This is a genomic window from Acidocella sp. (genome assembly GCF_036489515.1).
In the GTDB taxonomy this organism is placed as follows: Bacteria; Pseudomonadota; Alphaproteobacteria; order Acetobacterales; family Acetobacteraceae; genus Acidocella.
In genome coordinates this window covers 1-24,896 of sequence record NZ_DASXFO010000099.1, presented here as the reverse complement: position 1 = coordinate 24,896, position 24,896 = coordinate 1, and the positions used below count along the sequence as shown (strand labels likewise).

Below are 24,896 nucleotides of genomic sequence, written 5' to 3'. Positions count from 1 at the left end.
GGCCGCATCCCCAACTCAGAATAAGTTCGCCAGCCGGTCCAGGAAGGTCGGACTGGTATTGCTGTTCTGCGGCGAGGCCCCCTGCGTCACCGGGTGGCCCAGCGCCTCGTTCTCCTGCAAGCGGCGCTCCTCGGCCGGCGCATTCACCGTCGGGGACGGGGTGGGGCTGTTCCCCATCAGCGACGAGACGAAGCCCGGCGGCTTGCTGGCGACCAGCGCGTTCTGGTTGACCTGGGCGCGGATACCGGTCGGCGGGGTGGGGCCGGCCTGCTGCAGCAGCGCCTGCGCACCGGGGCTGGCGACGGTGGGAGCAGGGGTCAGCGCGTTCTCGGGATCGAGCACCTCGGCGCCCGCCTTCGCGGCATCCACCTGCTGGGGCCGCGGCTGGCCGGGATTGGGCGCCGGCAGCTGGCCAAGCTCAGGCGGCAGCGACAACGGCGCCTGGGTGCCGACCTGGAACGCGTCGGGTGGATTGGCCACCAGGCCAAACTCTTTCTGCGTCGCATTGCTGCAACCGGTCAGAGCGAGCGCGAGAACGATGGTGCAGCCGGCAGCGGCGAATCTTGTTGTCATAGCGCTTTCCTATCTCTGCCCGTCGCTGGCCGCAACTGGGCGGCGCAGGAGGTTTTCCAGCATCAGCACAGCAACCCCGCAGCAGATCGCGGAATCGCCAACATTGAAGACCCAGGGAAAATACACCCCGCCAATATGCGCCTGGATAAAATCCACCACCGCGCCGTAACGCAGCCGGTCCGCGACATTGCCGATGGCCCCGCCGGTGATCGCGCCGATCGCCAGCACGCTCACCCAGTTCTTGCTCCGCCACAGCCAGACGCACAGCGCGATGATGACGGCGGAGGCGACCGTGGCGAGCAGCAGTTTGGCCCCGTCCCCCGCGAACATCCCGAACGTGATGCCGTGATTCCAGACCAGCACGAAGTTCACCACCGGCAGCACCACCAGCAGATGCCCGTCCTGCAAATGCAGCCCGTGCAGCACCCAGTATTTTACCCCCTGGTCCGCGGCGAGCACAATCAGAGCCAGCAGATACCCGGCGACGCGGCGGTCCATTATCCCATTGCCTCGCAGCAGCGGCGGCACAGCGTCGGATGTTTCTGGTCCGCTCCCACTTCCGGCAGCACGCGCCAGCAGCGTTCGCATTTTTCGCCCGGCGCGAGGGCGGCGGTGTTTTGCGCACCGAACACGGCCGTAGAGGAAATGCAAATTTCTGCCCAGGTCTCGGCATCGCCCAGAAGCGCCTTCGCCTCGGTTGAGAGAATGGCTTCCGCCTGGAGCGAGGAACCGATCTGCTTGTCCTTGCGCATCACCTCGATCGCGCCGGTCACACCAGCCCGGTATTCGCGGATTTTCGCCCAATCCTCGGCCAGCGCGTCGTTCCGCCAGGTCTCCGGAATCGTGGGGAACTGCGTGAGATGCACCGAAAGCTCGTCGCCAAAGCGGGCGCACCACGCCTCCTCCGCCGTGAACGGCAGCACCGGTGCCAGCCAGGCCGTGAGCGCGCGGAACAGAATGTCCAGAAAACTCCGGCTGGCGCGACGGCGCAGCGAATCCGGCCGGTCGCAATACAGGGAATCCTTGCGGATATCGAAATAGAAGGCCGAGAGATCGGTGGCGCAGAAATGATGCAGCGCCGGATACACCCCGGTCCAGTCATGGGTCTCCATCGCACCGGCAATTTTCGCGTTCAGCTCCCACAGCCGGTGCAGCAGGAATTTTTCCAGCGCCGGGAAGTCCTGTTCCGGCACCCGTTCGGCCTCGGAAAACCCGTCCAGCGAGCCGAGAATCCAGCGCAGGCTGTTGCGCAGGCGGCGGTACAATTCCGCTTGCTGTTTGAGAATTTCCGGGCCGATGCGCAAATCCTCGGAGGTGTCCGAGTTCATCACCCAGAGGCGCAGGATGTCCGCGCCGTATTTGTCGTTGACCTCCTGCGGGGCGGTGACATTGCCGAGCGACTTCGACATTTTCCGCCCCTGCTCGTCGAGCACGAACCCGTCGGTCACAATCGTCTTAAAGGGCGCCCGGCCGCGCGTGCCGACGGATTCCAGCAGCGAAGCCTGGAACCAGCCGCGATGCTGGTCCGAGCCTTCGAGATAGAGATCAGCCGGGGTCGGCAGACCGCGCGCTTCCAGCACGAACGCATGCGTCGAGCCGGATTCGAACCAGACATCGACGATGTCGAAAATCTGCTCGTAGTCATCAGCCTTGTGCTCGGGCCCGAGAAAATCCTGCGCCGGGCGGGCATACCAGGCATCCGCGCCCTCCGCAGTGAAGAGCTCTAACACCCGCTCCATCACCGCCGGGTCACGCAACGGCTCATGCGTGGTCTTGTGCACGAAGATCGGGATCGGCACGCCCCAGGCGCGCTGGCGGGAGATGCACCAGTCCGGCCGGGATTCGACCATCGAGCGGATGCGGTTGCGGCCGATTTCGGGCACGAACCTGGTCGCGTCGATCGCCGCCAGGGCGCTCTCGCGGATATGCTCTTCCCCATCCATGCGGATGAACCAGTTCGGCGTGGCGCGGTAGATCAGCGGCGCCTTCGAGCGCCAGGAATGCGGGTAGGAGTGCATGAACTCCTCGCGATGCAGCAGCGTGCCGGCGGCGCTCAAGGCGGCACAGACCGGGTCGGCCGCCTTGTACACATGGACGCCCGCGAAGAGGGGCATCGAGGGGTAATAAGTGCCGTCACCCTGCACCGTGTCGGGCACGGCGATGCCATGCGCGCGGCAGAGGAAGAAGTCGTCTTCGCCATGGCCGGGCGCCATGTGCACGATGCCGGTGCCGGCCTCGGTCGTGACGAAATCACCGAGCATCAACGGCACTTCGAAGTCGAAGCCAGAATCCTGACTGGCCAGCGGGTGGCGGAATTTGGCCCCCTCCAGCGCCGCGCCCTTGAACGTGCTCAACGCCGTATGCGCGGTGATGCCGACGACTTTCAGGAAATCTTCGAGCAACGCTTGGGCGACGATCAGCGTCTCGCCCGGCATGGCCAGGCTACCCTCGGCGACCGCGTCAACACGGAGGCGCAGATAATCGAAGTCGGCGCCGGCGGCGAGGCCGCGATTGCCCGGAATGGTCCAGGGCGTGGTGGTCCAGATGACGATGGAAGCCCCCGCCAGCTCGCCTTCCGTCGCGGTGCTGGGGAACCGCACGTAAATCGCGGTGTCCTTCTTGTCGTAATATTCGACCTCGGCCTCGGCCAAAGCGGTCTTCTCCACCGGGCTCCACATCACCGGACGCAAGCCGCGATACAGCGCGCCGTTGAGCAGAAACTTGCCGATCTCGCCGGCAATGCGCGCTTCCGATTCGAAATCCATGGTGGCGTAGCGGTTCGCCCAATCGCCGGCGACGCCTAGGCGCTTGAACTCCTCGGCCTGCACGGCCAGCCAATGCTGCGCGTATTCACGGCATTCCTTGCGAAATTCCAGAACCGGAACCTCGTCCTTGTCCTTGTTCTTCTTGCGATACTGCTCCTCGATCTTCCATTCGATCGGCAGGCCGTGGCAGTCCCAGCCGGGGATGTAGTTGGCGTCACGGCCGGACATCTGCTGCGCGCGGTTGATCACATCCTTGTGGATCTTGTTCAGCGCATGGCCGATATGCAAATTGCCGTTCGCGTAAGGCGGCCCGTCATGCAGGATGAAGCTGGGTTTTCCGCGAGAGTCTGCGCGCAGCTTCTCCCACAAGCCCATCTCCTCCCAGCGGCGCAGCATCTCGGGCTCGCGCCTGGGCAGTTCGCCGCGCATCGGGAACGCCGTGGTCGGAAGAAACACGGTGGATTTGTAATCGGCCTTAGAATCGCTCATGGCGCTAGGGGATTGGCGGGTTTTGGCTGGCTGTCAAGCAGCGCGCGCGCGGCGCCGGCATCGGCGATGATTTGCGCCTTCAGCGCGCCGAACGTCTCGAATTTGCGCTCCTCGCGCAAAAACGCATGCAGCGCCACGGTCAGCTCTGCGTCGTAGAGGTCGCCCGCGAAGTCGAACAGATGCGCCTCCAGCCGGGACTCCTTGCCGCCGACGGTCGGGCGCAGGCCGATATTCGCCACCCCCTTCACCGTACTGCCATCCGGCAAACGGGCCGTGATGGCATACACGCCGCGCGCCGGCTCAAGATGCTCGCCGAGCGGAATATTGGCGGTGGGAAAGCCGATGGTCCGCCCCCTTTTGTCGCCATGCGCCACCATGCCGCGGATGGTGTGGTTGCGCCCCAGCAGAGCGGCGGCGTGCTCGGGATAGCCGTCCTGCAGCAAGCGGCGGATGCGCGTGGAGGAGATCGGCCCCTGCGCGTCCGCGATGGGCGGCACCACCGTCAGCCCCATGCCGAGCGCGCCGGCACGGCGGATGAGCATGCCGACATCGCCACCCCGCCGGTGGCCGAAGGCAAAATCCCCGCCGCAGGCGAGATGCACGGCCCGCAGGCCCGCATGCAGCACCCGGTCGATGAAGTCTTCCCCGCTGATATGCGAGAAGGCGGCGTCGAACGGCAGCTCATAGAGCAGATCCACGCCCAGAGCTTCGAGCGCGGCGGCACGCTCGGCGCTCAAGGTGAGGCGAAAGGGCGGATCCTGCGGGCGAAAAAAGCTACGCGGATGCGGCTCGAAGGTCAGCACCGCGAGCGGCGCACCAGGCCGCGCGGCGCGCGCTGCCCGGACGACCCCGGCATGGCCGAGATGCACACCGTCGAAATTGCCCAGCGCCACCGCCGCCCCTTGCGCCGCCGCCGGCAGCCCAAGCCAATCGGAAAAAATTTTCATGGCCCCAAAGGGCCCAACGCTTCGCCGCAGGTCAAGCCGAGAAAGGGAAGGCTACTTTTTGTGAACAAAAAGTAGCAAAAAAACTTTATTAATCTGGGCCATGGGCGTTGTCGGCGACACAGCCCATGGCCCAGCATAACAAAAGTTTTTGCGCCGTTTTTTTTAAAAAGCGGCCGCTTGCTTGCCTCTGAGAAGCCAGCCTAGACCATATCAAGTCGGACGGAGAGAAAATTCATGCGGACTATCCTCAAACCCTTGCTGGCGGTCGTCTTGGTTGGGGTGGTCGCTTGGCTGGGGCTGTGGTGGTACGCGCAGCAGCAGATGCAGGCGGGCTTCATCGACTGGGCAAACGGGCTGTCTTCGGGCGGCGACGTGCAGGTAAGCTATGACAGCATCGAGCACAGCGGCTCGCCGCTTGCCGCCATGGTCACGGTGAACAATCTGCGGCTGGTGGTGCAGCCCAGCCCCGCCGCCGCGCCGCTCTCCATCACCCTGCCGGCCTTCGCCCTGGAGATCGACGCCGCGACGCCGCTGCTGCTGCATTTCGTCCTGCCGAACCGCATCGACGTCAGCGCCGAGCGCGGGGATTTCGTGCTGACCTTCGGCAGCATCGCACAGACCGAGCGGCTGGATCTGTCCGCCCTGCTGCGCCGGGAGCCGGGGCCCTTCGCGGCCATGGACACGCGGGCGCAAAATATCGACCTGCTGGCGAGTAGCGGCAGCCTGATGGTGCTGCATGCCGACGCCTACCACGCGCACAGCACGTTCAACCGTCATGCCGGCGCCGGGCAGAGCCTGTTCGCCACCAGCGGCGCGCTGGATAACATCGCCGTCTCGCCGCTGCTCACACGGCTCGCCTCGATCCCGTTCGATGGCCGGGTCGCGCATCTGGGCTGGAACCTGAACCTCAACGGGCCGGTGCCGGCCGACCTGCCGGCGCTGGCGGCGCGCTATAACGCAGTCGCGGCGGACGATACTGACGGCCGCATACGCGTCATGGCGCAGGGACTGCATGACTGGGCGGCGCGCGGCGGTAGCGGCGATGCCGGCCTCGACCTCGCGATCGGCCCGAGCACGCTGCACGCCGCCGGCGACATGGCCTTCGACTCCAAGGTGCAGCCGCAAGGCCATGCCAACCTCAGCGCCGACCACCTGGACGCGTTCAGCGCCGCGATCACCGCCGCCTACCCGCAGGTGCAGGGCACGGTGAACGCGCTGGAAGCGAAGCTCTCGCCCTATCTCTCCAGCACGCCCCATGGCGGCCAGACGCTGACCTTCAAGGCGACCTACGGCAACGGCGCGGTGATGGTGAACGGACAAAAAGTGGGCGACCTGCCGCCGCTCGACTGGTCGCAACTGGAAACCGCACCGCCGCCACAGGCGCCGGGGGACGGTTCAGGGGCCGCGCTGTAGAAAGGGAAGAAAAGCAGCCGCTTTTAAAAAAGCGGCGCAAAAATTTTGCTAATCTGGGCCATGGGCTGTGTCACCGACAACGCCCATGGCCCAGCATAAATAAAGTTTTTTTGCTACTTTTTGTTCACAAAAAGTAGCCTTCCCTTCGCCTTTACCCGAACCCCGTGGACTCCGGCGACCAGCGCAGCAAAAGCCGCAATCCCCGGTCGACCAGGACGTAAAGAGCAATCGCCACCACGGCGAGGATGAACAAAGCGGCGAACATCAGGTTTGTCTCGATTCGTGCATTGGCGTTGATCATCACGAAACCGAGGCCGGAGGAGGCGCCAACCCATTCGCCGATGATCGCGCCGATCGGCGCCACGGCGGTGGCCACGCGCAGGCCGGAAGCGAAGGCCGGAAGCGCCGCCGGCAGGCGGACATGGCGCAGCATCGCCCAGCGGCTGGCATTCATGGTGCGGGCGAGGTCGAGCCAGCCGGGATCGGTCCGGCGCAGCCCGTCGGCGAAATTCGCGGTGACGGGGAAAAAGATCACCAGCACCGCCATCACCACTTTCGAGGTGATGCCGAAGCCGAGCCAGAGCACCAGCAGCGGCGCCAGGGCGAACACCGGGATCGCCTGGCTCAGCACCAGCACCGGCATCAGCCAGCGTTGCAGCAGCGGCGAAGCGACAATGGCGATCGCCGAGATGCCGCCGAACAGCGTGCCGAACAACAGGCCGAGCAGGATTTCACTCAGCGTCGTCAGCGTATTCCAGAACAACAGGTCACGCTGCGTCCACAGCGCCTGCGCCACATCCCCAGGTGCCGGCAGCATGAAAGCCGGGATACCGGTGAAGCGCGTGACGCCCCACCAAACAGCCAAAAACCCCAAAAAGGTGATCAGCGGGCGGAGCAGGCTCATGCCATGTCGCTCAACAGGCGCAGCAACTGCCCCTGCGTTTGCAATAAGGCGGCATCGTCCAGCGCCCGTGGCGGCGCGCCGGGGACCGCGATCGGCGCGCCCAGCCGGGCCGGCTGGCCGGAGAGTACGACGAGGTGGTGGCCAAGGCGGCAGGCCTCCAGCGGGTCGTGGGTGATCAGCAGCGTAGTGCTGCCGGCCAGCAGTTCCGCCGCCAGATCCTGGATGCGCGCGCGGGTCAGCGCATCCAGCGCCGAAAACGGCTCGTCCATCAGCACGATCGGCCGCCGCTCGTAGAGCGTGCGGGCGAGCGCCGCGCGCTGGCGCATGCCGCCGGAGAGTTCGGCCGGCAACGCCCCTTCCCGCCCTTTGAGTCCGACACGTTCCAGCAGATCCCTGGCCCGTGCCGGATCGGCCTGGTCACCGCGCAGCCGGGAGCCGAGCATCACATTGTCCAGCACGCGCGCCCACGGGAACAAGAAATCCTGCTGCCCCATATAGGCGACGCGGCCGGCGAGTTTTTGCCCGTCCGTCGCGCGCACGGTGCCCTCGGCCGGAATTTCCAGCCCGGCGATGATGCGTAGCAGGCTGGTCTTGCCCACGCCGCTCGGCCCCAGCAGCACAACGAACTGGCCGGGCGCCACCTGAAAACTCAGATTTTCGAACACGCTGACCCCGGCATAACGCAGGGTCAGGCTCTCGACGGTGATGCCCGGCGGGGCCATGGGCTTAGACCTTGATCTGCACCGCGTAGTCTTCGAGCGGCAGGGAATTCTTGATCAGCTTCTCCCGGAGCATGAAGTCGCGATAGGTGGTGTAGCGCGCGGCGTCGAGGTAGGCAGGATCTTGCGCGAAATAGCCGGGCAGCGCCTTCCAGGAGGCGATGTCGAGCTTGTCGTTCAGGGTCGGCTGGTCCTTGACGAAGCGCGCCAGCATCTCGTCCGGGTGCCGCACCAGATAGTTGGCACCTTCCTGCAACGCGGCAAGGAATTTCGGTAGAGCCGGGTTGGTGAGGCCGGACGTGTTGGAGAGGACGATCAACTCATCCGATGGCGGCACGCCGTAATCCTCGGGGAAGAAGATCACCGGCTTCAGCCCCGCCTGGGCGAGCTGGATGTCCTCGTAGGTGCGGTAGGTGCCGATCACCGCGTCCACCTCGTTCGACATCAGCGCCGTCACCAGCGCGAAATTGACGTTCACCAACGTCACGTCCGAGAGGCTGAGCCCGGCATGGCGCAGCATCGTGCCGATCAGCGCCTCTTCCACGCCGGCCACGGAATAGCCGACCTTCCGCCCCTTGAGATCGGCGAGGTTCTTGATGCCGCTGCGTTCCAGCGCGGTGAGCGTGTTCAGGGGCTTGTTGATCAGCGTGCCGGTGCGGCGAAGCGGCAGCCCCTGATCGACCAGCAGATAGAGCTGGGTCTGGTAGCTGAGCGCGGCATCGGCCTTGCCGGCAGCGAGCAGGCGCGGCGGCAGGTCCGGGTCGGTGGGCGCCACCAGGGCCACGTCCAGCCCGGCACGGTCGAAGGCGCCGATATAGCGGGCGGTGAACAAGGGCGCGTGGTCCGGGTTCACGAACCAGTCCAGGATCACGGTGAATTTTTGTGCCGGCGCGGCGCTTTGCGCGAACGCGGCAGGTGCGGCCAAGGTGGCGGCCGAGGCGGCCAGAAATGAGCGACGGTCGAGTTTCATGGGTGGAACGCTTCCCTAAGGTGAACGGCGCAGGCCGCGAAAAATTCCGGAGGCCGTGCCGCACTGGAAACGCAAGTCATGGACACCCTGTCTCCCTTCGCTGGCATTACCCAGGCAGGTTCGGCGGGTATGATCTCAGCTCGCGGAAGGCGGGCACCCCGGTGCCGGAAAGATTACGCCATTGCCACGTCAGGTCAACAAGGGAAGAAAGGCTTCTTTTTGTGAACAAAAAGAAGCAAAAAAACTTTATTAATCTGGGCCATGGGCACTGTCGCCGACAACGCCCACGGCCCAGCATAATAAAAGTTTTTGCGCCGCTTTTTTCAAAAAGCGGCTGCTTGCTTAAATCTGGCCGATGAGAATAGCGAGCCCCACGGCCAGCCCGACCTCGCGGTTGGACTTGAACAGGGCCAGGCAACGGCCCGGATTGTTCACGTCGAGCTGGGCCACCTGCCGCGCCAGCAGCGCCGCCGGCAGCATCAGCACCAGCAGCCCCCCCAGGCTGAGCCCCTGCATGCCCATCGCCAGCGCCAGGAGCAGAATGGTGCCGGTATAGCAGACGATCAGCAGGCCTTTGGTCCTGGTCTCGAACAGCCTGGCCGTGGACTTGACGCCGATCAGCGCGTCGTCCTCGCGATCCTGATGCGCATAGATCGTGTCATAACCGACGATCCAGAGAATCGCGGCGAGGTAGAGCGGAAGAACCGGCCAGGCGAGATCACCGGCGGCGGCGGCATAGCCCATCGGCGCCGCCCAGCCGAACACCAGTCCGAGCACGATCTGCGGCCACCAGGTGACACGCTTGGCGAGCGGATACAGCGCCACCGGCACCAGACTCAGCACGCCGAGGATGCGCGCTTGCATATTCAGCTGCAGCAGGATCACCAGCCCGATCAGGCAGAGAATGGCAAGGAAGACCAGCGCGTGGCGCGGGCGCAGCTGGCCGGAAGCGAGCGGCCGGCCGCGTGTGCGCTCCACCTGCGCGTCCATCTTGCGGTCCCAGAGGTCGTTCACCACGCAGCCGGCCCCGCGCATTACCACCGAACCGATGGCGAACAGCAGGACCAGCCACATTCCTATCAAAATGTCCGAGGCGGCGAAGGAGATCGACCACAGCCCGGGCAGGAACAGCAGCCAGGAGCCGATCGGCCGGTCGAAGCGCGCCAGCAGCGCGTAGGGAATCAGCCATTCCGGCAGATGCCGCACCCAACCGCGCGCGCGGATATCGGTAAATCCATCCATGGATGGTAATGTGCCCGCCATGAGTGCCACGTCAATTCGCCTGTTCATCGACGCCCCTCTGGGGGACAACACGGAGCTGCCGCTCGAGGCGGCGCAATCGCATTATCTCGGCAACGTCATGCGGCTTCAGCAAGGCGATACGCTGCGCCTGTTCAACGGCGTAGCGGGGGAATGGCAGGCCGAGGTCGCGCAGATCTCGCGCAAGCAGGCGGTGCTGACGGTACGGCACCAGACCCGGACGCCGGAGCCGGAGCCCGATTGCTGGCTGTGCTTCGCGCTGCTGAAGCGGCAGAAGACCGATCTCGTGGTGGAGAAGGCGACCGAGCTCGGCGCTTCGGTGATCCAGCCGGTGATCACCGCGCGCACCCAGGCCGACCATGTCAACCTGGAACGGCTCCGCGCCATCGCCGTGGAGGCAGCGGAGCAATGCGAGCGGCTGGTGGTTCCCGAAATCCGTGCACCGCTGCCATTACATAAACTGATGGCCTCCTGGCCGCAGCGCCGTCTCTACGTGGCCGATGAACGCCGCACCGCCCCCGTGCTCGCGCCCGCTCCGGGCGCAGCCCAGCCTAGCGCGCTGCTGGTCGGTCCGGAGGGCGGCTTTACCGATGCGGAGCTTGAAGGTATCGCAACCGCACCCATTGTTAGTCGCGTGTCGCTTGGGCGCCGTATCCTGCGGGCGGAAACTGCCGCCATCGCGGGGCTCGCGCTGCTCCTCGCATCCCACTCTTGAGAGGAGTAGAAGTTGTCCAATCCTGGAGACGCTGACGTCACCACCATCAACGACACCCGCGACCTGGCGGCGTATCTGGCGGCCGGCGCAAGACCGGCCGAAACCTTCACGATCGGCACCGAACATGAGGCGTTCGGCTTTCATCGCACCGATCTCCTGCCCCCGACCTATGAAGAGCCGGGCGGCATCCGCGACCTGCTGACCACGATCGGGCAGAGCGAGGGCTGGGACCCGATTCTCGACCGCGGCAACACGATCGGCCTGAAGCGCGGGAGCGCCTCGCTGTCGCTGGAGCCGGGCGGGCAGTTCGAGCTGTCCGGCGCGCCGCTCGCCACCCTGCACGAGACCAAGGGGGAGCTGGACGCGCATGTGGCGCGGCTGCAGGAAGTCGGCCCGAAGCTGGGGCTCGGCTTCGCACCGCTCGGCTTCCACCCGCTGGCGCGGCGCGAGGACATGCCCACCATGCCGAAGGGCCGCTACAAGATCATGCGCCAGTATATGCCCAAGGTCGGCACGCGCGGGCTGGACATGATGTTCCGCACCTGCACGGTGCAGGTGAACCTCGATTTCTCCTCCGAAGCCGACATGGTGGCGAAGATGCGCGTCGGCGCGGCGCTGCAGCCGCTGGCGACGGCCTTGTTCGCCAATTCGCCCTTCTATGAGGGCAAGCCGAACGGGAAGCTGTCCAACCGCGCGCAGGTCTGGACCGATACCGACAATGCGCGCGCCGGCATCCCGGCGATGATTTTCGCGGACGGGTTCGGCTTCGAGGCCTATACCGAATGGCTGCTCGACGTGCCGATGTACTTCGTCTACCGCGACGGCGCGTATCATGACGTGGCCGGCGCCTCGTTTCGCGACTTCATGGCCGGACGGCTCGCAGCACTTCCCGGCGAGGTGGCGACGCTGGGGGATTTCGCCGACCACAGCACCACGGCGTTCCCGGATGTGCGGCTGAAGCGCTATATCGAGACGCGCGGCGCCGATTCCGGGCGGCCCGACATGATGCTCGCGCAATCGGCCTTCTGGACCGGGATTTTCTACGATCCCGCTGCGCTTAAAGCGGCCACGGCGCTCCTCAAGTCCCTGCCCTACGAGCAGATCATGGCCTTGCGCGCCGCCGTGCCGGCCACCGGGATCCATACGCGCTTCGGCGCCGGCACGCTGCGCGACCTCGCGCGCGAGGCGGTCGCCATCGCCGCGGACGGGCTGAAAAACCGCGCGAAGCGCAACGCTGCGGGCGCGGATGAGAGCGTGTACCTGGCGCCGCTGCAAGAAATCGCCGCCGGCGGGCCAACCCAGGCGGAGTTCTGGCTGCAACGGTATGAAGGCCCCTGGAAGGGCGATGTGACGAAAATCTTCGCCGAAGCGGCGTTTTAGAAAGCGGCCGCTTTTAAAAAAAAGCGGCGCAAAAATTTTTGACTATGCTGGGCCTGGGGCGTTGTCACCGACAACGCCCCAGGCCCAAATTAACCTACTGCGCGTTGGCGATCCGGGTGATCTGCCCCTGCATGGCGTCGAGCAACGCGGAAACCTGGCCGCCATGGTCGGTGATCACGCCGGCGTAATCGTTGCGGGTGGTGATGCGCAGCGAGGTGCCGGCGACGATCACGTCGACGATTTTCGGGCTGCCATCGATCTCATCCACCGCCCAGCCGACATCCGCCGGCTGCTTTCCGGGGCTCGTGATGGTGGTGTCCACCACCATGTCGTTGCCCTGCTGCGCGGCGCCGTTCACGGTGAAGCTGATGCCCTGATAGGCTTTGATCTGGTAGGTGATGTTGTAGGACAGCAGCTGGTGGAACAGCGTCTGGAACTGCTGGTGCTGCTGCGGCGTCAGCGCATTCAGATAGCGGCCGAGCACGTAGTCGCCGACCTGGTCGACGGCGACGATCCGGTTGACCAGATCGCGCAACTGATCGGCCTTCTGCGCCTGTGTGGCCGAACTGTTGACGATGCTCACCAGCTGCTGGCCGGATTGCTGGATGAACGCCCGGGCGGCATCGGGAGCGACAGTCTGCGCCTGAGCGGCGCCGGCCATCGCGGCAAGCAGTGGCGCAGCGGCAACGGCGCCCAGAATGAAACGGCGGAAATACATGCTTAACGTCCTCCGGATTGACGGAACCTGGAGCATGATTGCCTGACGTCAATCATGCTCCAGCTTGTTTACGCGAGCGATTCCATCGCTCTAGTGCGCTGGCCACACCCAGTCAGGCTGCGTCAGCACGTTGCGCTGGTTGATCTGCTGCAGCTCTGACGCGCGCGACTGCCGGTACAGGCTGCGGAAGGTCGCGTAAGGATCGAGCGCGGTGGCGCGGATCTGATCGATCGGCTGGATATATTCCGCCCTGGTGTTGATCAGATGCAGCCCGGTTTGGGCCCAGCCGAAATCGTTGAGCGCGGCGCTCTCCGGGGCAAGTTCCATCGGCGTGGCGTAGAATTCCACCGGAATGTTCCACACATCGCGCGCCCCCGACGGGCCGAACACCGGCAGGTACAGATACGGCCCTTCGGCCACGCCCCATTCGGCGAGCGTCATGCCGAAATCCGTGTCCTGTTCCTGGTAGCCGAGTGCTGTGGCCGGATCGAAGATGCCGCCGATGCCGATCGTGGAATTGACCACGAAGCGCACCAGCGAGGTGCCGGCGTCGCGCGACTTGCCTTCGAACATGAAGTTCACCATGCGCGCCGGCTCGCCGATATTGGTGATGAAATACCCGACATGATTGCGGACGCCCTGGGTGGTGATGGCCACATAGCCCTGCGCGACCGGCTTGAACGCGTAACGGTCGATCTTGTCGTTCACCGCGTAGAAGAAGCGGTTGGTCGGCTCGATCGGGTCGTTCTGTTGCTGATACGCCTCATAGGCCGCGGTATCGGCTCGCGGCGGTGCGTGCGCGCAACCGGACAAGGCGGTGGCGAGGAGAAGCGCCGGCGCCCCCAGGCAGCAAACCCGCTTGGCTTGCACCGCCAATGTATCATTCGTCTTCTGCAACCGCACCTTGTAGGCCTCCTCTGCCGCATGCTCATGACCGAGCGTACTGAGATCATATTTGATGTTCATAAACCCAGGTTCAACCGGGCTTTTTCATGTTCGCGTTTGGCGTGATTCCCCGGCCACAGCAAGCCGCCCCGCCGACATCCCTCCCCCTTGCGAAAAGCCGCCAGTGCTGCCACCAAACGGAGCTGATGATGACCCATTCCCCACACCGCGACACTCTGGCCCGCTGGGCGGCCCGCGCGCGCGTAGCACCGCTGCCGGCCCCGGAAGCCGAGTCGGTGCCGGCCATCTCCTTTGAATTCTTCCCGCCGAAAACCCCGGCGCTGGAGGCGCAGCTCTGGGCCTGTGTCGACCGGCTGGCGACGCTGCAACCCAGTTTCGTCTCCGTCACCTACGGCGCCGGCGGCAGCACGCAGGAGCGCACCCATGCCACCGTCGTCCGCATGGTGCAGGAGACCGCCCTCACCCCCGCCGCGCACCTGACCTGCGTCGGCGCCACGAGGAAGGAGGTGGACGCGGTGGCCCGCCGCTATTGGGAGGCGGGCGTGAAACATATCGTCGCACTGCGCGGCGACCCGCCGGCCGGCCAGAGCTATGCCCCGCATCCGGGCGGGTACGATTATGCGTCCGACCTCGTCGCCGGGCTGAAGCGCGTCGCGGATTTCGAGATCACCGTTGCCGCCTATCCGGAAACGCATCCGCAGGCGCGGAGCCCCGAACAGGATCTCGACAACCTGAAACGCAAACTCGATGCCGGGGCGACCCGGGCGATCAGCCAGGTGTTCTTCGACAACAACAATTTTCTTCGCTTCCTCGACCGCGCCCTGGCCGCCGGCATCACGGCGCCGATCGTGCCAGGGATCATGCCGGTCACCAATTTCACCCAGGCCGCGAAATTCTGCACCGCTTGCGGCACCGTGGTGCCGAAATGGATGGGCGAGTTGTTCGCGGGGCTCGACGACGACGTGGAAACCCGCCGCATGGTCGCTGCCGCCACCGCCGCCGAACAGGTGCGGATCCTGCAGGCCAACGGCATCGACGAATTCCATTTCTACACGCTCAACCGGCCGGACCTGGTCTACGCCATCGCCCGCATTCTCGGCGTGAAACCGGCGACCGCGGCGGCGGCGTAAACCGGGCCGGGAACCATGAGCGCTTATCTCGACAGCCTGAACCAGGCGCAGCGTGAGGCGGTGGAAGCGACCGAGGGCCCGGTGCTGGTCCTGGCCGGCGCCGGCACCGGCAAGACCCGCGTGCTGACCACGCGTTTTGCGCATATCCTGCTGAGCGGCAAGGCGTTTCCCAACCAGATCCTCACCGTCACCTTCACCAACAAGGCTGCGCGGGAGATGCGCGAGCGCGTCGGGCATATCCTCGGACAGCCGGCGGAAGGGCTGTGGCTCGGCACGTTCCACGCACTCTGCGCGCGCATGCTGCGCCGCTTCGCCGACCGGGTCGGGCTGCAGAGCAATTTTTCGATCCTCGACTCCGACGACCAGCTGCGTCTGCTGAAGCAGGTGATGGAGACGGCCCGGATCGACGCCAAACGCTGGCCGCCCAATGCGCTGATGGCGCAGATCCAACGCTGGAAAGACAAGGGTTTCATGCCCGCGGGGATTCCCGAGGCCGAGACCAGCGATTTTGCGAATGGCCGCGCCGAGGCGCTGTATGCCGCGTATCAGGAGCGTCTGAAGGCGCTCAACGCGGTGGATTTCGGCGATCTTCTCCTCCTCTGCGTCAACCTGCTGAAGACCGACGCCGAGGTGCTCGCGACCTATCACAGGATGTTCCGCTACATCCTGGTGGACGAATACCAGGACACCAACCTAGTGCAGTATTACTGGCTGCGGCTGCTGGCGCAGGGGCACAAGAACATCTGCTGCGTCGGCGACGACGACCAGAGCATCTATTCCTGGCGCGGCGCCGAGATCGAGAACATCCTGAAATTCGAACGGGATTTTCCCGGCGCGAAAATCGTCCGGCTGGAGGCGAATTACCGCTCCACCGCGCCGATCCTCACCGCCGCCGCGCATCTGATCGCGCATAACGAGGGACGGCTCGGCAAGACCCTGCATCCCGGGCGCAATGATGCGAGCGGCGACAATGTCGAGGTCGTCGCGCTCTGGGACTCCGAAGAGGAGGCAAGGATGGTCGGCGGCCGCGTGGAATCCTACCGGCGCTCGGGCGATTCCCTGGCGGAGATGGCGATCCTGGTCCGTGCCGGTTTCCAGACCCGAGCGTTCGAGGAGCGGATGATCACGCTCGGCGTGCCCTACCGCATCATCGGCGGCTTGCGCTTCTATGAGCGCGCGGAAATCCGCGACGCCATCGCCTATCTGCGCGTGCTGGCGCAGCCGGCGGACGATCTGGCGTTCGAGCGTATCGTCAACACGCCCAAGCGCGGCGTCGGCGATGGCGCGCTGCGCACCATCCATGAACGGGCGCGCGCCGATCAGGTTTCTCTCTATGCCGCGACCGCTTTACTGGTTCAGACCGGCACCTTGCGCGGCAAGTTGCGCGACTCCTTGCGCGATCTGCTGCAAAATTTCGACCGCTGGCGCGAGATATTGGGGCGCGAGGGGCATGTGGTCGCGCTCGAGACGATGCTGGACGAGTCCGGCTATATCGACATGTGGAAGGCGGACAAGTCGCCCGAGGCGCCGGGGCGGCTCGAAAACCTCAAGGAACTGATCCGCGCGCTGGCCGATTTCGAAGCGCTGCAAGGATTCCTCGACCATGTCTCGCTGGTGATGGAGAACGAGGAGCGCGACGACGACGCGAAACTCTCGATGATGACGCTGCACGGCGCGAAAGGGCTGGAATTTGACACCGTGTTCCTCCCCGGCTGGGAGGAGGGCGTGTTCCCCAACCAGCGGGCGCTGGATGAAGGCGGAAATAAGAGCCTCGAGGAAGAGCGGCGGTTGGCCTATGTCGGCATCACCCGGGCGCGCAAGCGGGCGATCATCAGCCATGCCGGAAGGCGGCGCATTTTTGCCAACTGGCAGGACAGCATCCCCAGCCGCTTTATCGAAGAATTGCCGGAGCACGTGGTCACCCATACCGGCTCGGCGACGATGAACCAGACGCGCACGGAAGCGGCGATGGGCTTTCCCATGCAGGCGCGGCGCCCGCGCGAGGCGGATCGCTGGGAAACCCCCGCCCGGGCGACGCGGACCGAACGAATCCCGGTGGGGGCGCGCGTGTTCCACCAGAAATTCGGCTACGGCCGGGTGATCGCGGCCGATGACGACCGGCTGGATATTGATTTTGAAACTTCCGGCGAGAAGCGCGTGCTCGACCGGTTCGTGGAGCGCCATGATGTCTGAAGAACTAGACTGCATTTCCGTCACGGTGGCGGGCGACGCGCTCGACCATTTCGAGGCGGCGCTCGGCTCAGTCTGCCGCGCGGTGTCGTTCTTCCATCAGGACGAGGAACGCGACATCTGGAACATCCAGGGCGTGAAGGAGCGCGGCGCGTACGAGGCGGAACTGGCTTCGGCCCTTCTGGTCGCGGAAATGCTGACCGGCCAGACGCCGGAGATCACCCGCTCCCTGGTGCCGGTGGGCGGCTGGCTGGCGCGCACCAAGGCGGCGTTTCCGGAGCAGAAGATCGGCGACCGCTTTGTCGTACGCGGCACGCATATTGTTGCGCCAGCACTGCCGGGGCGGATCACCCTGACGCTCGATGCCGGGCTCGCCTTCGGCACCGGCGAGCATAATTCCACACGCGGCTGTTTGGTCGCGCTCGAGCACATCGCCAAATCCTACCGGCCCCTGCGCATCCTCGATCTCGGCACCGGCTCAGGCATTCTCGCCATCGCCGCCGCCAAGCTGATGCACCGCCGCGTGCTGGCGAGCGACATCGACGCACGGGCGGCGCGGGTGGCGAACGCCAACGCAAAATTGAACGGGGTCGCGCATCTGGTGCAGGCCATCCGCGCCGATGGCTGGGCCGACAAGCGCCTCGAGCGCGGCGCGCCCTATGACCTGGTGTTCGCCAACATCCTGGCACGGCCGCTCTGCGCCATGGCGCACCAGCTTGGCGACAGCATGGCGCCGGGCGGTGTGGCCATCCTGGCCGGGCTGTTGACGACGCAGGTGAACTGGGTCGTCTCAGCGCATCGCCGCGCCGGGCTGCGGCTGGAACGGCGCCTCACCGATGGGGCCTGGTCGATCCTGATTCTGCGCAAGTAAGAAAGAAAGCGGTCGCTTTTTGAAAAAAGCGACGCAAAAACTTCTTTTATGCTGGGCCATGGGCGTTGTCGCCGACAACGCCCATGGCCCAGCATAGTAAAGTTTTTTTGCTACTTTTTGTTCACAAAAAGTAGGCTTGCCTTCGCTTCCTAGCGCCTCGCCACACCGCGCACGGCGGCGTGGATGCTGTGGCGGTTCAACCCGATATCCGCGAGTTCGCGGTCGGAGAACGCGTACAGCTCGGCCTCAGCGGCGCGGGCGGCGCGCCACGCGCGGAACCCGTCGAGCAGGGATTTAAGCCACACCGCCCCGTTCTGCGGGACCTGGCGGGCCGACAGCTGCTCGCCGTGCTTGCTCAGGGAGGACGGGTTGGAGATATTGGACGACATGACACGCACCTGTTTGTCTACCAACGACGGCCGATTCGGAGTGAGCCAGCAGCACCGTTGCAGCGCACCATATAGACCAAACGATGCAATTTTGGGCGGTGCCTGCCGCCAGAACAGACACGCGCGTCACGCATAACAAGGGGGGGCCTCCATGCCATCACAACAACACAATCGCCTGGCCGCCCTGCGTGCGGCCCTCGCCCAGCACGGCCTGGACGGATTTCTGGTCCCCCGCGCCGATGAGCATCTCGGAGAATATGTGCCGGAATCGGCCGAGCGCCTGGCTTTTCTCACCGGGTTCACGGGCAGCGCGGGATTGGCCATCGTGCTGGCCGACCGCGCGGCCGTCTGGTCTGATGGGCGTTACACGCTGCAACTCGAACAGCAGACGGATGGCGCGCTCTGGGAGCGGCTGCATCTCGTCGAGCAGAAGCCGGAGGCTTGGCTGAAAACCCATGCGGCGGGGCGGCGCATCGGCTACGACCCCCTGCTGATCAGCGCCGACGGGCTGGCGCGCTTCGCAGGCTCGGACATGGTGGCGGTGGAGAGCAACCCGCTGGACGAGATCTGGATCGACCGCCCTGCCCCGCCGATGGGGCAAGCCGTGCCGCAACCGGATTTTTGTTCCGGCGAGACTTCCGCCGCGAAGCGTGCCCGGCTGGCGGCTTCATTGCGGGAGGCCAAGCAGGATGCGGCCATTCTCTCCGATCCCGCCTCCCTGGCCTGGCTGTTCAACATCCGCGGCACGGATGTGGAGTTCACGCCGATCGCGCTGGGCTATGCGTTGCTGTTCGCCGACGGCACCGCCAGCCTCTTCATGGCGGGCGAAAAATTACCGGCGGAAACCCGCGCGCATCTTGGCAATGAAGTGACATTGGCCGAGCGCTCAGCGTTGCCCGCAGCGCTGGCGGCACTGGAGCAAAAGACCGTGCGCTACGATCCGGCGACGCAGCCGGTGTGGTTCAAGACCACGCTTGCCGCTGCCGGCGCCACGATCAGCGAGGGCGCGGACCCGGTGGCGCTGCCGCGCGCGACGAAAAACCACGTGGAGCAGAACGGCGCCCGCGCCGCACATTTGCGCGACGGTGTGGCGATGGTGCGTTTCCTCGCCTGGGCGGCGGAAACCCTGCCGCTGGGCTCTGAGACCGAGATGTCCACCGCCGCCCGGCTGCTGGCCGAACGGACCCAGGAGCAACATTTCCGGGGCGAGAGTTTTCCGGCGATTTCCGGCGCCGGCGAACATGGCGCGGTCATCCATTACCGCGTCACGCCCGAGAGCAACCGGCCGATCCGCCCCAACGAGCTGTATCTGATCGACAGCGGCGGGCAGTATCTGGACGGCACCACCGACATCACCCGCACGCTCTGGACCGGCCCCGGCGCAGCACCTGCGCCCCTGAGGGCGCATGTGACGCGGGTGCTGGCCGGGCATATCGCCCTGGCGATGCTGGTCTTCCCCGAAGGTGTGGCGGGGCCGCATCTCGACGCCTTCGCCCGCCAGGCCCTCTGGCAAGCGGGGCTCGATTACGACCACGGCACCGGGCATGGCGTCGGCGCGTATCTCTCGGTGCATGAAGGCCCGGCCGCCATTTCGCGCGCCGCCAAGCCGGTGCCATTGCAGCCGGGCATGATCCTCTCCGACGAGCCGGGCTTCTATCTCAACGGCGCCTACGGCATCCGCATGGAGAACCTGCTGCTGGTACAAGAGGCGGTTTTCCCCGGCGCGTCTAAAAAATTCTTCCGCTTCGAGACCCTGACCCTGGCGCCGTTCGACCGCGCGCTGATCGACCCCGCGCTGCTCGAGCCCGCCGCGCTGGCCTGGCTGAACGCCTATCATGCACGGGTGCGCGAGGCGCTCTCCCCGCATCTGACCGGACAACCGGCGGTCCAGGAATGGCTGGGGCGAGCAACTGCAACCATATAACCATTGACCCCGGGAAAGCTGATAGCGCAAAATTCAAGTGTCGATTCTCGACTCGACTCTGCATTGAGAGGTGGCCGAACATGCGCCTTTTTGTTGCTCTCGACCTTCCCTGGGAGGTCAAGGAAGAGCTGAACGACCTCTCCTGCAACATCCCCGGCGCCAGATGGGTTCCGACGGATAATTTCCACCTGACCCTGCGCTTCATCGGCGAGGCCAGCCGGCTGCAGGCGGAGGAGATCGATCTGGCGCTGGCCACCCTGCGCGGCCGCAGCTTTGCGTTCTCGCTCTCCGGCCTGGGCTGGTTCGAGAAGGCCGGGCGGGTCTCCTCGCTCTGGGTCGGGGTCGAGCGCAATGCCGATCTGGGCCGGCTGCAAGCCAAAGTGGAGACTGCCCTGGGCCGGATCGGGCTGCCCCCGGATCGCCGCCGCTACACCCCGCATGTGGCACTCGCGCGCATGGACATGTCGGTGACGCCGCAGCTGACCGGCTTCGTGCAGGCGCATAACCTGTACCGCTCGACGCCGATCCGCGCCGATAACGTAACTTTGTTCAGCTCTTTTCTCGGCAAGGACCAGCCGACCTACACGCCGGAAGCCGAGTATGCGCTAGGGTAACGGCCAAGTTTCCGGCACCCAAGGCGGCGGCTTTTCGTGTTGCCATACAATCGTCCCGGCCGGGATGGGTTGAGCAAAGATTGCGTCCAGCATATTGACCTTCTTTAAAGGGGTGATGATGGGCACCCCGGACGGTCGTAACGTAATTTAACATACGCCCTGACGGCATTGTGTCATTTAGGTCATCCCCTATATGGGGAAAGGCCGTTGACGCCGCCGGTTCCCGGCGACTGAATTAACTTTTGAGACATATGAGGCTGGATTGCGCTCACTTCTGAATTCCCGCCGGCTTGGCCTGGCGGCATCTTTGTTTGCTTTGCCGGCTTTCGCTGCAGCGCCCCTGCCCGCCGTGACGGTCACACCAGTGACTGAGCAGAATATCGCGCCGAGCTTCAGCAATATGGGCCACGTCATCGCCATCAATTCGGTCCAAATCATACCGCGGGTCACCGCCTATCTCGACAAGGTCAATGTCAAGCAGGGCACCGACGTGAAAGTCGGGCAGGTGCTGTTCACGCTGCAAACCGCGCAATACCAAGCGGCGCTGGAGCTGGCCCAGGCCGATCTGGCCTCGGCGAAAGCAGCGCTGGAAAATGCTCAGCTGCAATATCAGCGCGCCGCCAATCTGCGCACCACCGGGTTCGAGGCGGAGTCGGCGCTGGATACGGCGCTCGCGACCCGCAACGAGGATCAGGCCAACGTGCTCGCGGCCGAAGCCAACGTCGCCAATGCGCAGCTGAATCTCAGCTATTGCACGATCGTCGCACCGATCAACGGCCGGATCGGCTATATCCCGCCGACCACGGGCGACCTCATGACCCCCACGACCGGGTCGATCGCGACGATCAACCAGCTCGACCCGATCCAGATCGAGTTCCCGGTGCCGAGCACCAGCCCGATCCTGGCGGCGGCGCAGGCGGCGCAGAACGGCCCGCTGGGCTCGAAATTCGCGATCAGCATCGACCTGCCCGACGGCCAGCCCTACCCGTTCAAGGGCCACATCGCCTTCCTCGCCAACGAGGTGGATACCTCGACCGGCACGGTGAACGTGTATGCCAATTTTCCCAACCCGAAAGCGCAGTTGCTGCCGGGCGCCTATGTGAACGTGATCACCGCGCCGGCCAGTGCGCAAGAGGCGCTGCTGGTGCCGATCACCGCCGTGCAGACCGGTCAGGACGGCCAGTTCGTGCTGGTCGTGGGCACCGACCATAAGGTGACGCAGGAGACGGTGACGCTCGGCGACCAGATCGGGCAGAACGACATCGTCCGCTCCGGGCTGACGGAAGGCGAGATGGTGATCATCGATGGCATCCAGAAGGTGAAGGTGGGCAATACGGTCTCCGAGACCATCGCCCCGGCCGCCGCAATGTCGGCCGACGACGCCACCTCTGACTAGTGGACGGCATGGCGCCGTGGCGTGACACTTCACCATACGTCGCTACCATCCATCCGAACGACCCGGCGCCCGTGCCCCTGCCGCTCCTTAACCGGGCGGCTCGACGCGGGCGCTATGACCATGACCATGCTGCCCTTGGGGTGACAGGATAAACATGCTTTCGAAATTCTTTATCTACCGCCCCAATTTCGCGATCGTCATCGCCATCGTCATTACGCTGGCCGGTCTGGTCTCGCTGACGGCGATCCCGGTGGCGCAATATCCGAACGTGACGCCGCCGCAGGTGACGATCTCGGTGACCTATCCCGGCGCCAGCGCGCAGACGGTCCTGAACTCCGTCGCCGAACCGATCGAGGAGCAGGTGAACGGCGCACCGAACATGCTCTATATGCAGGGCTCGAGCTCCAGTTCCGGCGTCTATAACCTGACCGCGACCTTCGCGATCGGCACCAATCCGTACATCGACCAGGTGAACGTGCAGAACCGCGTGCAGATCGCCGAGGCGCAGCTGCCGGCGGAGGTGCAGTCGGAAGGCATCACCGTGCGCGCCGCGTCCAGCACCTTCGTGCTGGCGGTCAGCCTGTTCTCGCCAACGAATAAATACAGCCAGGTCTATGTCTCGAACTACGAGTACGAGCATCTGTACCAGGTCGTCTCGCGCCTGCCCGGGGTTGGTAACACGCAGATTTTCGGTGAACGCGAATATGCGATGCGCGTGTGGTTGAATCCGGTGCAGATGACCGGGCTCGGCATCACGCCGGCCATGGTGATCGCGGCGATCCAGGCGCAGAACCTCCAGGTTTCGGCCGGGCAGATTGGCGAGGCACCGACCGCGAACAACCAGGCGCAGCAGCTGACGGTGCTGGCGCCGGGCGAGCTGACCAGCGTCCAGCAGTTCAAGAACATCGTCATCCGGGCCACGCCGAATGGCGGCATCGTGCGGCTCTCCGACATCGCGAAGGTGCAACTGGCGGCCCAGGAATATAACAACGCGGCGCAGCTCGACCACCTGCCGGCCTCGACGCTGGCCATCTACGAGGCGCCCGGTGCCAACGCCCTGGCGGTCTCGCGGGAGGTACAGTCGACGGTGAAGGCGATGTCCGCGCACTTCCCCCCGGGCCTTTCCTACACGATCGCCTACGACGCCTCGAAGTTCGTCTCCGCGGATATCGCGGAGATCCTCCGTACCCTGGTGATCACCCTGGTTCTGGTGGTGGGTGTGGTCTACCTGTTCCTGCAGGACTGGCGGGCCACGGTGATCCCCACCATCGCCATCCCGGTTTCGCTGATCGGCGTGTTCGCGATCCTATACGTGCTCGGCTACTCGGCGAACACGATCGACCTCTTCGCCATCGTGCTCGCCATCACCCTGGTGGTGGACGACGCCATCGTCGTGGTCGAGAACGTGACGCGCACGCTTGAGGAAAATCACGGCATGAGCGTGGCCGAGGCGACCGAGAAGGCGATGGCCGAGATCACCGGCCCGGTGATCGCGACCACGCTGGTGCTGGTGGCGGTGTTCGCGCCGGTCGGCTTTATTTCCGGCGTGACCGGAGCGCTGTACCGGCAGTTCGCGGTGACGATCTCGGTCTCGGTGGTGATCTCCGCGATTAACGCGCTGACGCTGAGTCCGGCGCTCTGCGCCCTGATGCTGCGGCCACCGAAGCCGGTCACCTTCTTCGTGTTCCGCTGGTTCAACACCGGGTTCGACTTCGCGCGCAACCGGTTCAGCAGTGTCGTGGGCGTGCTGACGCGCCGGCTGGCCTTGGCGATTGGCGGCATCATCGTCGTCTTCGTCCTCGCTTATGGCGTGTTCGCCCACACCCCGGCCGCCTTTCTGCCGGCCGAGGATCAGGGCTACTTCCTGATCAACGTGCAACTGCCGAACGGCGCCTCGCTTGAGCGCACCAGCGCCGTGGTGGACGAGATCACCACCATCCTGCACAAGACGTCAGGGATCAAGCACGTGATCGGCGTCTCCGGCTACAGCATCGTTACCAGCGCGGAGGAACCGAGCGGCGGTCTGGTCATCGCCATCCTCACCCCCTGGAGCGCGCGCGGACGGGCCGAATCCGCCCAGGCGCTGATGGCGAAACTGAAACCGGCCTTCGATGCGATCCCCTCGGCGGACATCGCGGCCTTCGATCCGCCATCGATCCCCGGTGTCAGCCCGACCGGCGGCATCAACTACGTGCTCGAGGCACAGAACGGCGAGAGCGTTCAGCAGCTGGCCGCGGCCGCGCGCGGGCTGATCTTCGCCGCCAACCAGGATAAGAGCCTGAACAACGTGTTCAGCGGCTTCGACGCCAGCCAGCCGCAGGTGGAGGTGTCCGTGAACACCACCCGGGCGGAGCTGATGGGCGTCTCGCCGGAAGTGGTCTACACGACGCTACAGGCCTATCTCGGCTCGCAATTCGTCAATCTCTTCAACTACGACAATTTCGTCTATCAGGTGATCGTGCAGGCGGACCAGCAGTTCCGCGACAAGATCTCCGACATCAACGATCTGTATGTGCAGAGCGCGACCGGGCAGGAAGTGCCGATCAGCAGCCTCGTCACCATCAAGAACGTGACGGGTCCGAACGCGCTGATCACCTACGATGAATATCCGGCAGTGCTGATC

General features: G+C 65.0%; 21 protein-coding genes. 10 read left to right on the top strand and 11 right to left on the bottom strand.

The window, feature by feature from the left end; translation table 11 throughout:
• Positions 1-15: 15 nt before the first annotated feature.
• From VGG47_RS14835 to VGG47_RS14820, 4 genes are read right to left on the bottom strand one after another with little or no spacing between them, the layout of a single operon-like run.
• Positions 16-573 (bottom strand): DUF3035 domain-containing protein, encoded by a 558-nt coding sequence (locus VGG47_RS14835; RefSeq protein WP_331539931.1) that lies wholly within the window; start codon positions 571-573, stop codon positions 16-18.
• Positions 574-582: 9 nt separating this feature from the next.
• Entirely contained in the window at positions 583-1,071 is a 489-nt protein-coding gene (gene lspA / locus VGG47_RS14830) for a signal peptidase II (RefSeq protein ID WP_331539929.1), read from the bottom strand.
• Positions 1,071-3,827, bottom strand: a complete 2,757-nt coding sequence (gene ileS, locus VGG47_RS14825; RefSeq protein ID WP_331539927.1) for an isoleucine--tRNA ligase — start codon at positions 3,825-3,827, stop codon at positions 1,071-1,073. The genes lspA and ileS overlap by 1 nt, the downstream gene beginning before the upstream one ends.
• Positions 3,824-4,774, bottom strand: a complete 951-nt coding sequence (locus tag VGG47_RS14820; protein WP_331539925.1) for a bifunctional riboflavin kinase/FAD synthetase — start codon at positions 4,772-4,774, stop codon at positions 3,824-3,826. The genes ileS and VGG47_RS14820 overlap by 4 nt, the downstream gene beginning before the upstream one ends.
• A 234-nt stretch (positions 4,775-5,008) precedes the next feature.
• Between VGG47_RS14820 and VGG47_RS14815 the strand changes: the two genes are divergently transcribed.
• Positions 5,009-6,187 (top strand): DUF2125 domain-containing protein, encoded by a 1,179-nt coding sequence (locus tag VGG47_RS14815; protein WP_331539923.1) that lies wholly within the window; start codon positions 5,009-5,011, stop codon positions 6,185-6,187.
• A gap of 151 nt (positions 6,188-6,338) precedes the next feature.
• Here the strand turns inward: VGG47_RS14815 and VGG47_RS14810 are convergent, their stop codons facing one another.
• The 4 genes from VGG47_RS14810 to ubiA form a co-directional block, all read right to left on the bottom strand.
• Positions 6,339-7,091: an ABC transporter permease gene (locus tag VGG47_RS14810; protein WP_331539921.1), complete on the bottom strand. Its 753-nt coding sequence runs from the start codon at positions 7,089-7,091 to the stop codon at positions 6,339-6,341.
• Entirely contained in the window at positions 7,088-7,813 is a 726-nt protein-coding gene (locus tag VGG47_RS14805; RefSeq protein WP_331539919.1) for an ABC transporter ATP-binding protein, read from the bottom strand. The genes VGG47_RS14810 and VGG47_RS14805 overlap by 4 nt, the downstream gene beginning before the upstream one ends.
• Positions 7,814-7,817: 4 nt before the next feature.
• Positions 7,818-8,780: an ABC transporter substrate-binding protein gene (locus tag VGG47_RS14800; RefSeq protein WP_331539917.1), complete on the bottom strand. Its 963-nt coding sequence runs from the start codon at positions 8,778-8,780 to the stop codon at positions 7,818-7,820.
• Between the two features lie 342 nt (positions 8,781-9,122).
• Positions 9,123-10,070, bottom strand: a complete 948-nt coding sequence (gene ubiA, locus VGG47_RS14795) for a 4-hydroxybenzoate octaprenyltransferase (protein ID WP_331539915.1) — start codon at positions 10,068-10,070, stop codon at positions 9,123-9,125.
• On the opposite strand from ubiA, the gene VGG47_RS14790 reads away from it, so the two are divergent.
• Complete coding sequence (locus tag VGG47_RS14790; RefSeq protein ID WP_331539913.1) at positions 10,042-10,755, top strand: 16S rRNA (uracil(1498)-N(3))-methyltransferase; 714 nt, start codon at positions 10,042-10,044, stop codon at positions 10,753-10,755. The two genes, ubiA and VGG47_RS14790, sit on opposite strands and share 29 nt — an antisense overlap.
• 12 nt (positions 10,756-10,767) lie before the next feature.
• Positions 10,768-12,135, top strand: a complete 1,368-nt coding sequence (locus VGG47_RS14785; protein WP_331539911.1) for a glutamate--cysteine ligase — start codon at positions 10,768-10,770, stop codon at positions 12,133-12,135.
• Between the two features lie 94 nt (positions 12,136-12,229).
• On the opposite strand, the gene VGG47_RS14780 is transcribed toward VGG47_RS14785, so the two are convergent.
• Both VGG47_RS14780 and VGG47_RS14775 read right to left on the bottom strand, forming a co-directional pair.
• Positions 12,230-12,853 carry an MlaC/ttg2D family ABC transporter substrate-binding protein gene (locus VGG47_RS14780; RefSeq protein WP_331539909.1) on the bottom strand — a complete coding sequence of 208 codons (624 nt, stop codon included), beginning with the start codon at positions 12,851-12,853 and terminating at the stop codon, positions 12,230-12,232.
• 90 nt (positions 12,854-12,943) lie between these two features.
• Positions 12,944-13,819: an MlaA family lipoprotein gene (locus VGG47_RS14775; RefSeq protein WP_331539907.1), complete on the bottom strand. Its 876-nt coding sequence runs from the start codon at positions 13,817-13,819 to the stop codon at positions 12,944-12,946.
• Positions 13,820-13,947: 128 nt separating this feature from the next.
• Between VGG47_RS14775 and metF the strand changes: the two genes are divergently transcribed.
• Genes metF through VGG47_RS14760 form a run of 3 tightly spaced genes read left to right on the top strand, consistent with a single transcriptional unit; the run spans position 13,948 to position 17,950 of the window.
• Positions 13,948-14,889 (top strand): methylenetetrahydrofolate reductase [NAD(P)H], encoded by a 942-nt coding sequence (gene metF, locus VGG47_RS14770; protein ID WP_331539947.1) that lies wholly within the window; start codon positions 13,948-13,950, stop codon positions 14,887-14,889.
• A 15-nt stretch (positions 14,890-14,904) separates the two neighbouring features.
• The gene (locus VGG47_RS14765; RefSeq protein WP_331539905.1) at positions 14,905-17,082 is read left to right on the top strand and encodes an ATP-dependent helicase; all 2,178 of its coding nucleotides are present in this window, start codon (positions 14,905-14,907) and stop codon (positions 17,080-17,082) included.
• Entirely contained in the window at positions 17,072-17,950 is an 879-nt protein-coding gene (locus tag VGG47_RS14760) for a 50S ribosomal protein L11 methyltransferase (protein ID WP_408842195.1), read from the top strand. The genes VGG47_RS14765 and VGG47_RS14760 overlap by 11 nt, the downstream gene beginning before the upstream one ends.
• 149 nt (positions 17,951-18,099) lie before the next feature.
• Here the strand turns inward: VGG47_RS14760 and VGG47_RS14755 are convergent, their stop codons facing one another.
• Positions 18,100-18,339: a DUF1127 domain-containing protein gene (locus VGG47_RS14755; RefSeq protein ID WP_331539903.1), complete on the bottom strand. Its 240-nt coding sequence runs from the start codon at positions 18,337-18,339 to the stop codon at positions 18,100-18,102.
• Positions 18,340-18,490: 151 nt separating this feature from the next.
• Here VGG47_RS14755 and VGG47_RS14750 point away from each other — a divergent pair, with 151 nt between their 5' ends.
• The 4 genes from VGG47_RS14750 to VGG47_RS14735 form a co-directional block, all read left to right on the top strand.
• The gene (locus VGG47_RS14750; protein WP_331539901.1) at positions 18,491-20,263 is read left to right on the top strand and encodes an aminopeptidase P family protein; all 1,773 of its coding nucleotides are present in this window, start codon (positions 18,491-18,493) and stop codon (positions 20,261-20,263) included.
• 80 nt (positions 20,264-20,343) lie between these two features.
• Complete coding sequence (thpR, locus tag VGG47_RS14745; RefSeq protein WP_331539899.1) at positions 20,344-20,877, top strand: RNA 2',3'-cyclic phosphodiesterase; 534 nt, start codon at positions 20,344-20,346, stop codon at positions 20,875-20,877.
• 262 nt (positions 20,878-21,139) lie between these two features.
• Complete coding sequence (locus VGG47_RS14740; RefSeq protein ID WP_331539897.1) at positions 21,140-22,273, top strand: efflux RND transporter periplasmic adaptor subunit; 1,134 nt, start codon at positions 21,140-21,142, stop codon at positions 22,271-22,273.
• 154 nt (positions 22,274-22,427) lie between these two features.
• The coding region (locus VGG47_RS14735; RefSeq protein WP_331539895.1) for an efflux RND transporter permease subunit at positions 22,428-24,896 on the top strand (2,469 nt) is incomplete at its 3' end.

Bases quoted from the DNA above. Each gene is read 5' to 3' on its own strand.
- metF (WP_331539947.1), top strand. From the start codon at position 13,948: ATGACCCATTCCCCACACCGCGACACTCTGGCCCGCTGGGCGGCCCGC.
- ubiA (WP_331539915.1), bottom strand. From the start codon at position 10,070: ATGAACAGGCGAATTGACGTGGCACTCATGGCGGGCACATTACCATCC.
- lspA (WP_331539929.1), bottom strand. From the start codon at position 1,071: ATGGACCGCCGCGTCGCCGGGTATCTGCTGGCTCTGATTGTGCTCGCC.
- VGG47_RS14750 (WP_331539901.1), top strand. From the start codon at position 18,491: ATGCCATCACAACAACACAATCGCCTGGCCGCCCTGCGTGCGGCCCTC.
- VGG47_RS14815 (WP_331539923.1), top strand. From the start codon at position 5,009: ATGCGGACTATCCTCAAACCCTTGCTGGCGGTCGTCTTGGTTGGGGTG.
- VGG47_RS14805 (WP_331539919.1), bottom strand. From the start codon at position 7,813: ATGGCCCCGCCGGGCATCACCGTCGAGAGCCTGACCCTGCGTTATGCC.
- VGG47_RS14765 (WP_331539905.1), top strand. From the start codon at position 14,905: ATGAGCGCTTATCTCGACAGCCTGAACCAGGCGCAGCGTGAGGCGGTG.
- thpR (WP_331539899.1), top strand. From the start codon at position 20,344: ATGCGCCTTTTTGTTGCTCTCGACCTTCCCTGGGAGGTCAAGGAAGAG.
- VGG47_RS14760 (WP_408842195.1), top strand. From the start codon at position 17,072: ATGATGTCTGAAGAACTAGACTGCATTTCCGTCACGGTGGCGGGCGAC.
- VGG47_RS14800 (WP_331539917.1), bottom strand. From the start codon at position 8,780: ATGAAACTCGACCGTCGCTCATTTCTGGCCGCCTCGGCCGCCACCTTG.
- VGG47_RS14820 (WP_331539925.1), bottom strand. From the start codon at position 4,774: ATGAAAATTTTTTCCGATTGGCTTGGGCTGCCGGCGGCGGCGCAAGGG.
- VGG47_RS14835 (WP_331539931.1), bottom strand. From the start codon at position 573: ATGACAACAAGATTCGCCGCTGCCGGCTGCACCATCGTTCTCGCGCTC.
- ileS (WP_331539927.1), bottom strand. From the start codon at position 3,827: ATGAGCGATTCTAAGGCCGATTACAAATCCACCGTGTTTCTTCCGACC.
- VGG47_RS14755 (WP_331539903.1), bottom strand. From the start codon at position 18,339: ATGTCGTCCAATATCTCCAACCCGTCCTCCCTGAGCAAGCACGGCGAG.
- VGG47_RS14780 (WP_331539909.1), bottom strand. From the start codon at position 12,853: ATGTATTTCCGCCGTTTCATTCTGGGCGCCGTTGCCGCTGCGCCACTG.
- VGG47_RS14790 (WP_331539913.1), top strand. From the start codon at position 10,042: ATGAGTGCCACGTCAATTCGCCTGTTCATCGACGCCCCTCTGGGGGAC.
- VGG47_RS14775 (WP_331539907.1), bottom strand. From the start codon at position 13,819: ATGAACATCAAATATGATCTCAGTACGCTCGGTCATGAGCATGCGGCA.
- VGG47_RS14810 (WP_331539921.1), bottom strand. From the start codon at position 7,091: ATGAGCCTGCTCCGCCCGCTGATCACCTTTTTGGGGTTTTTGGCTGTT.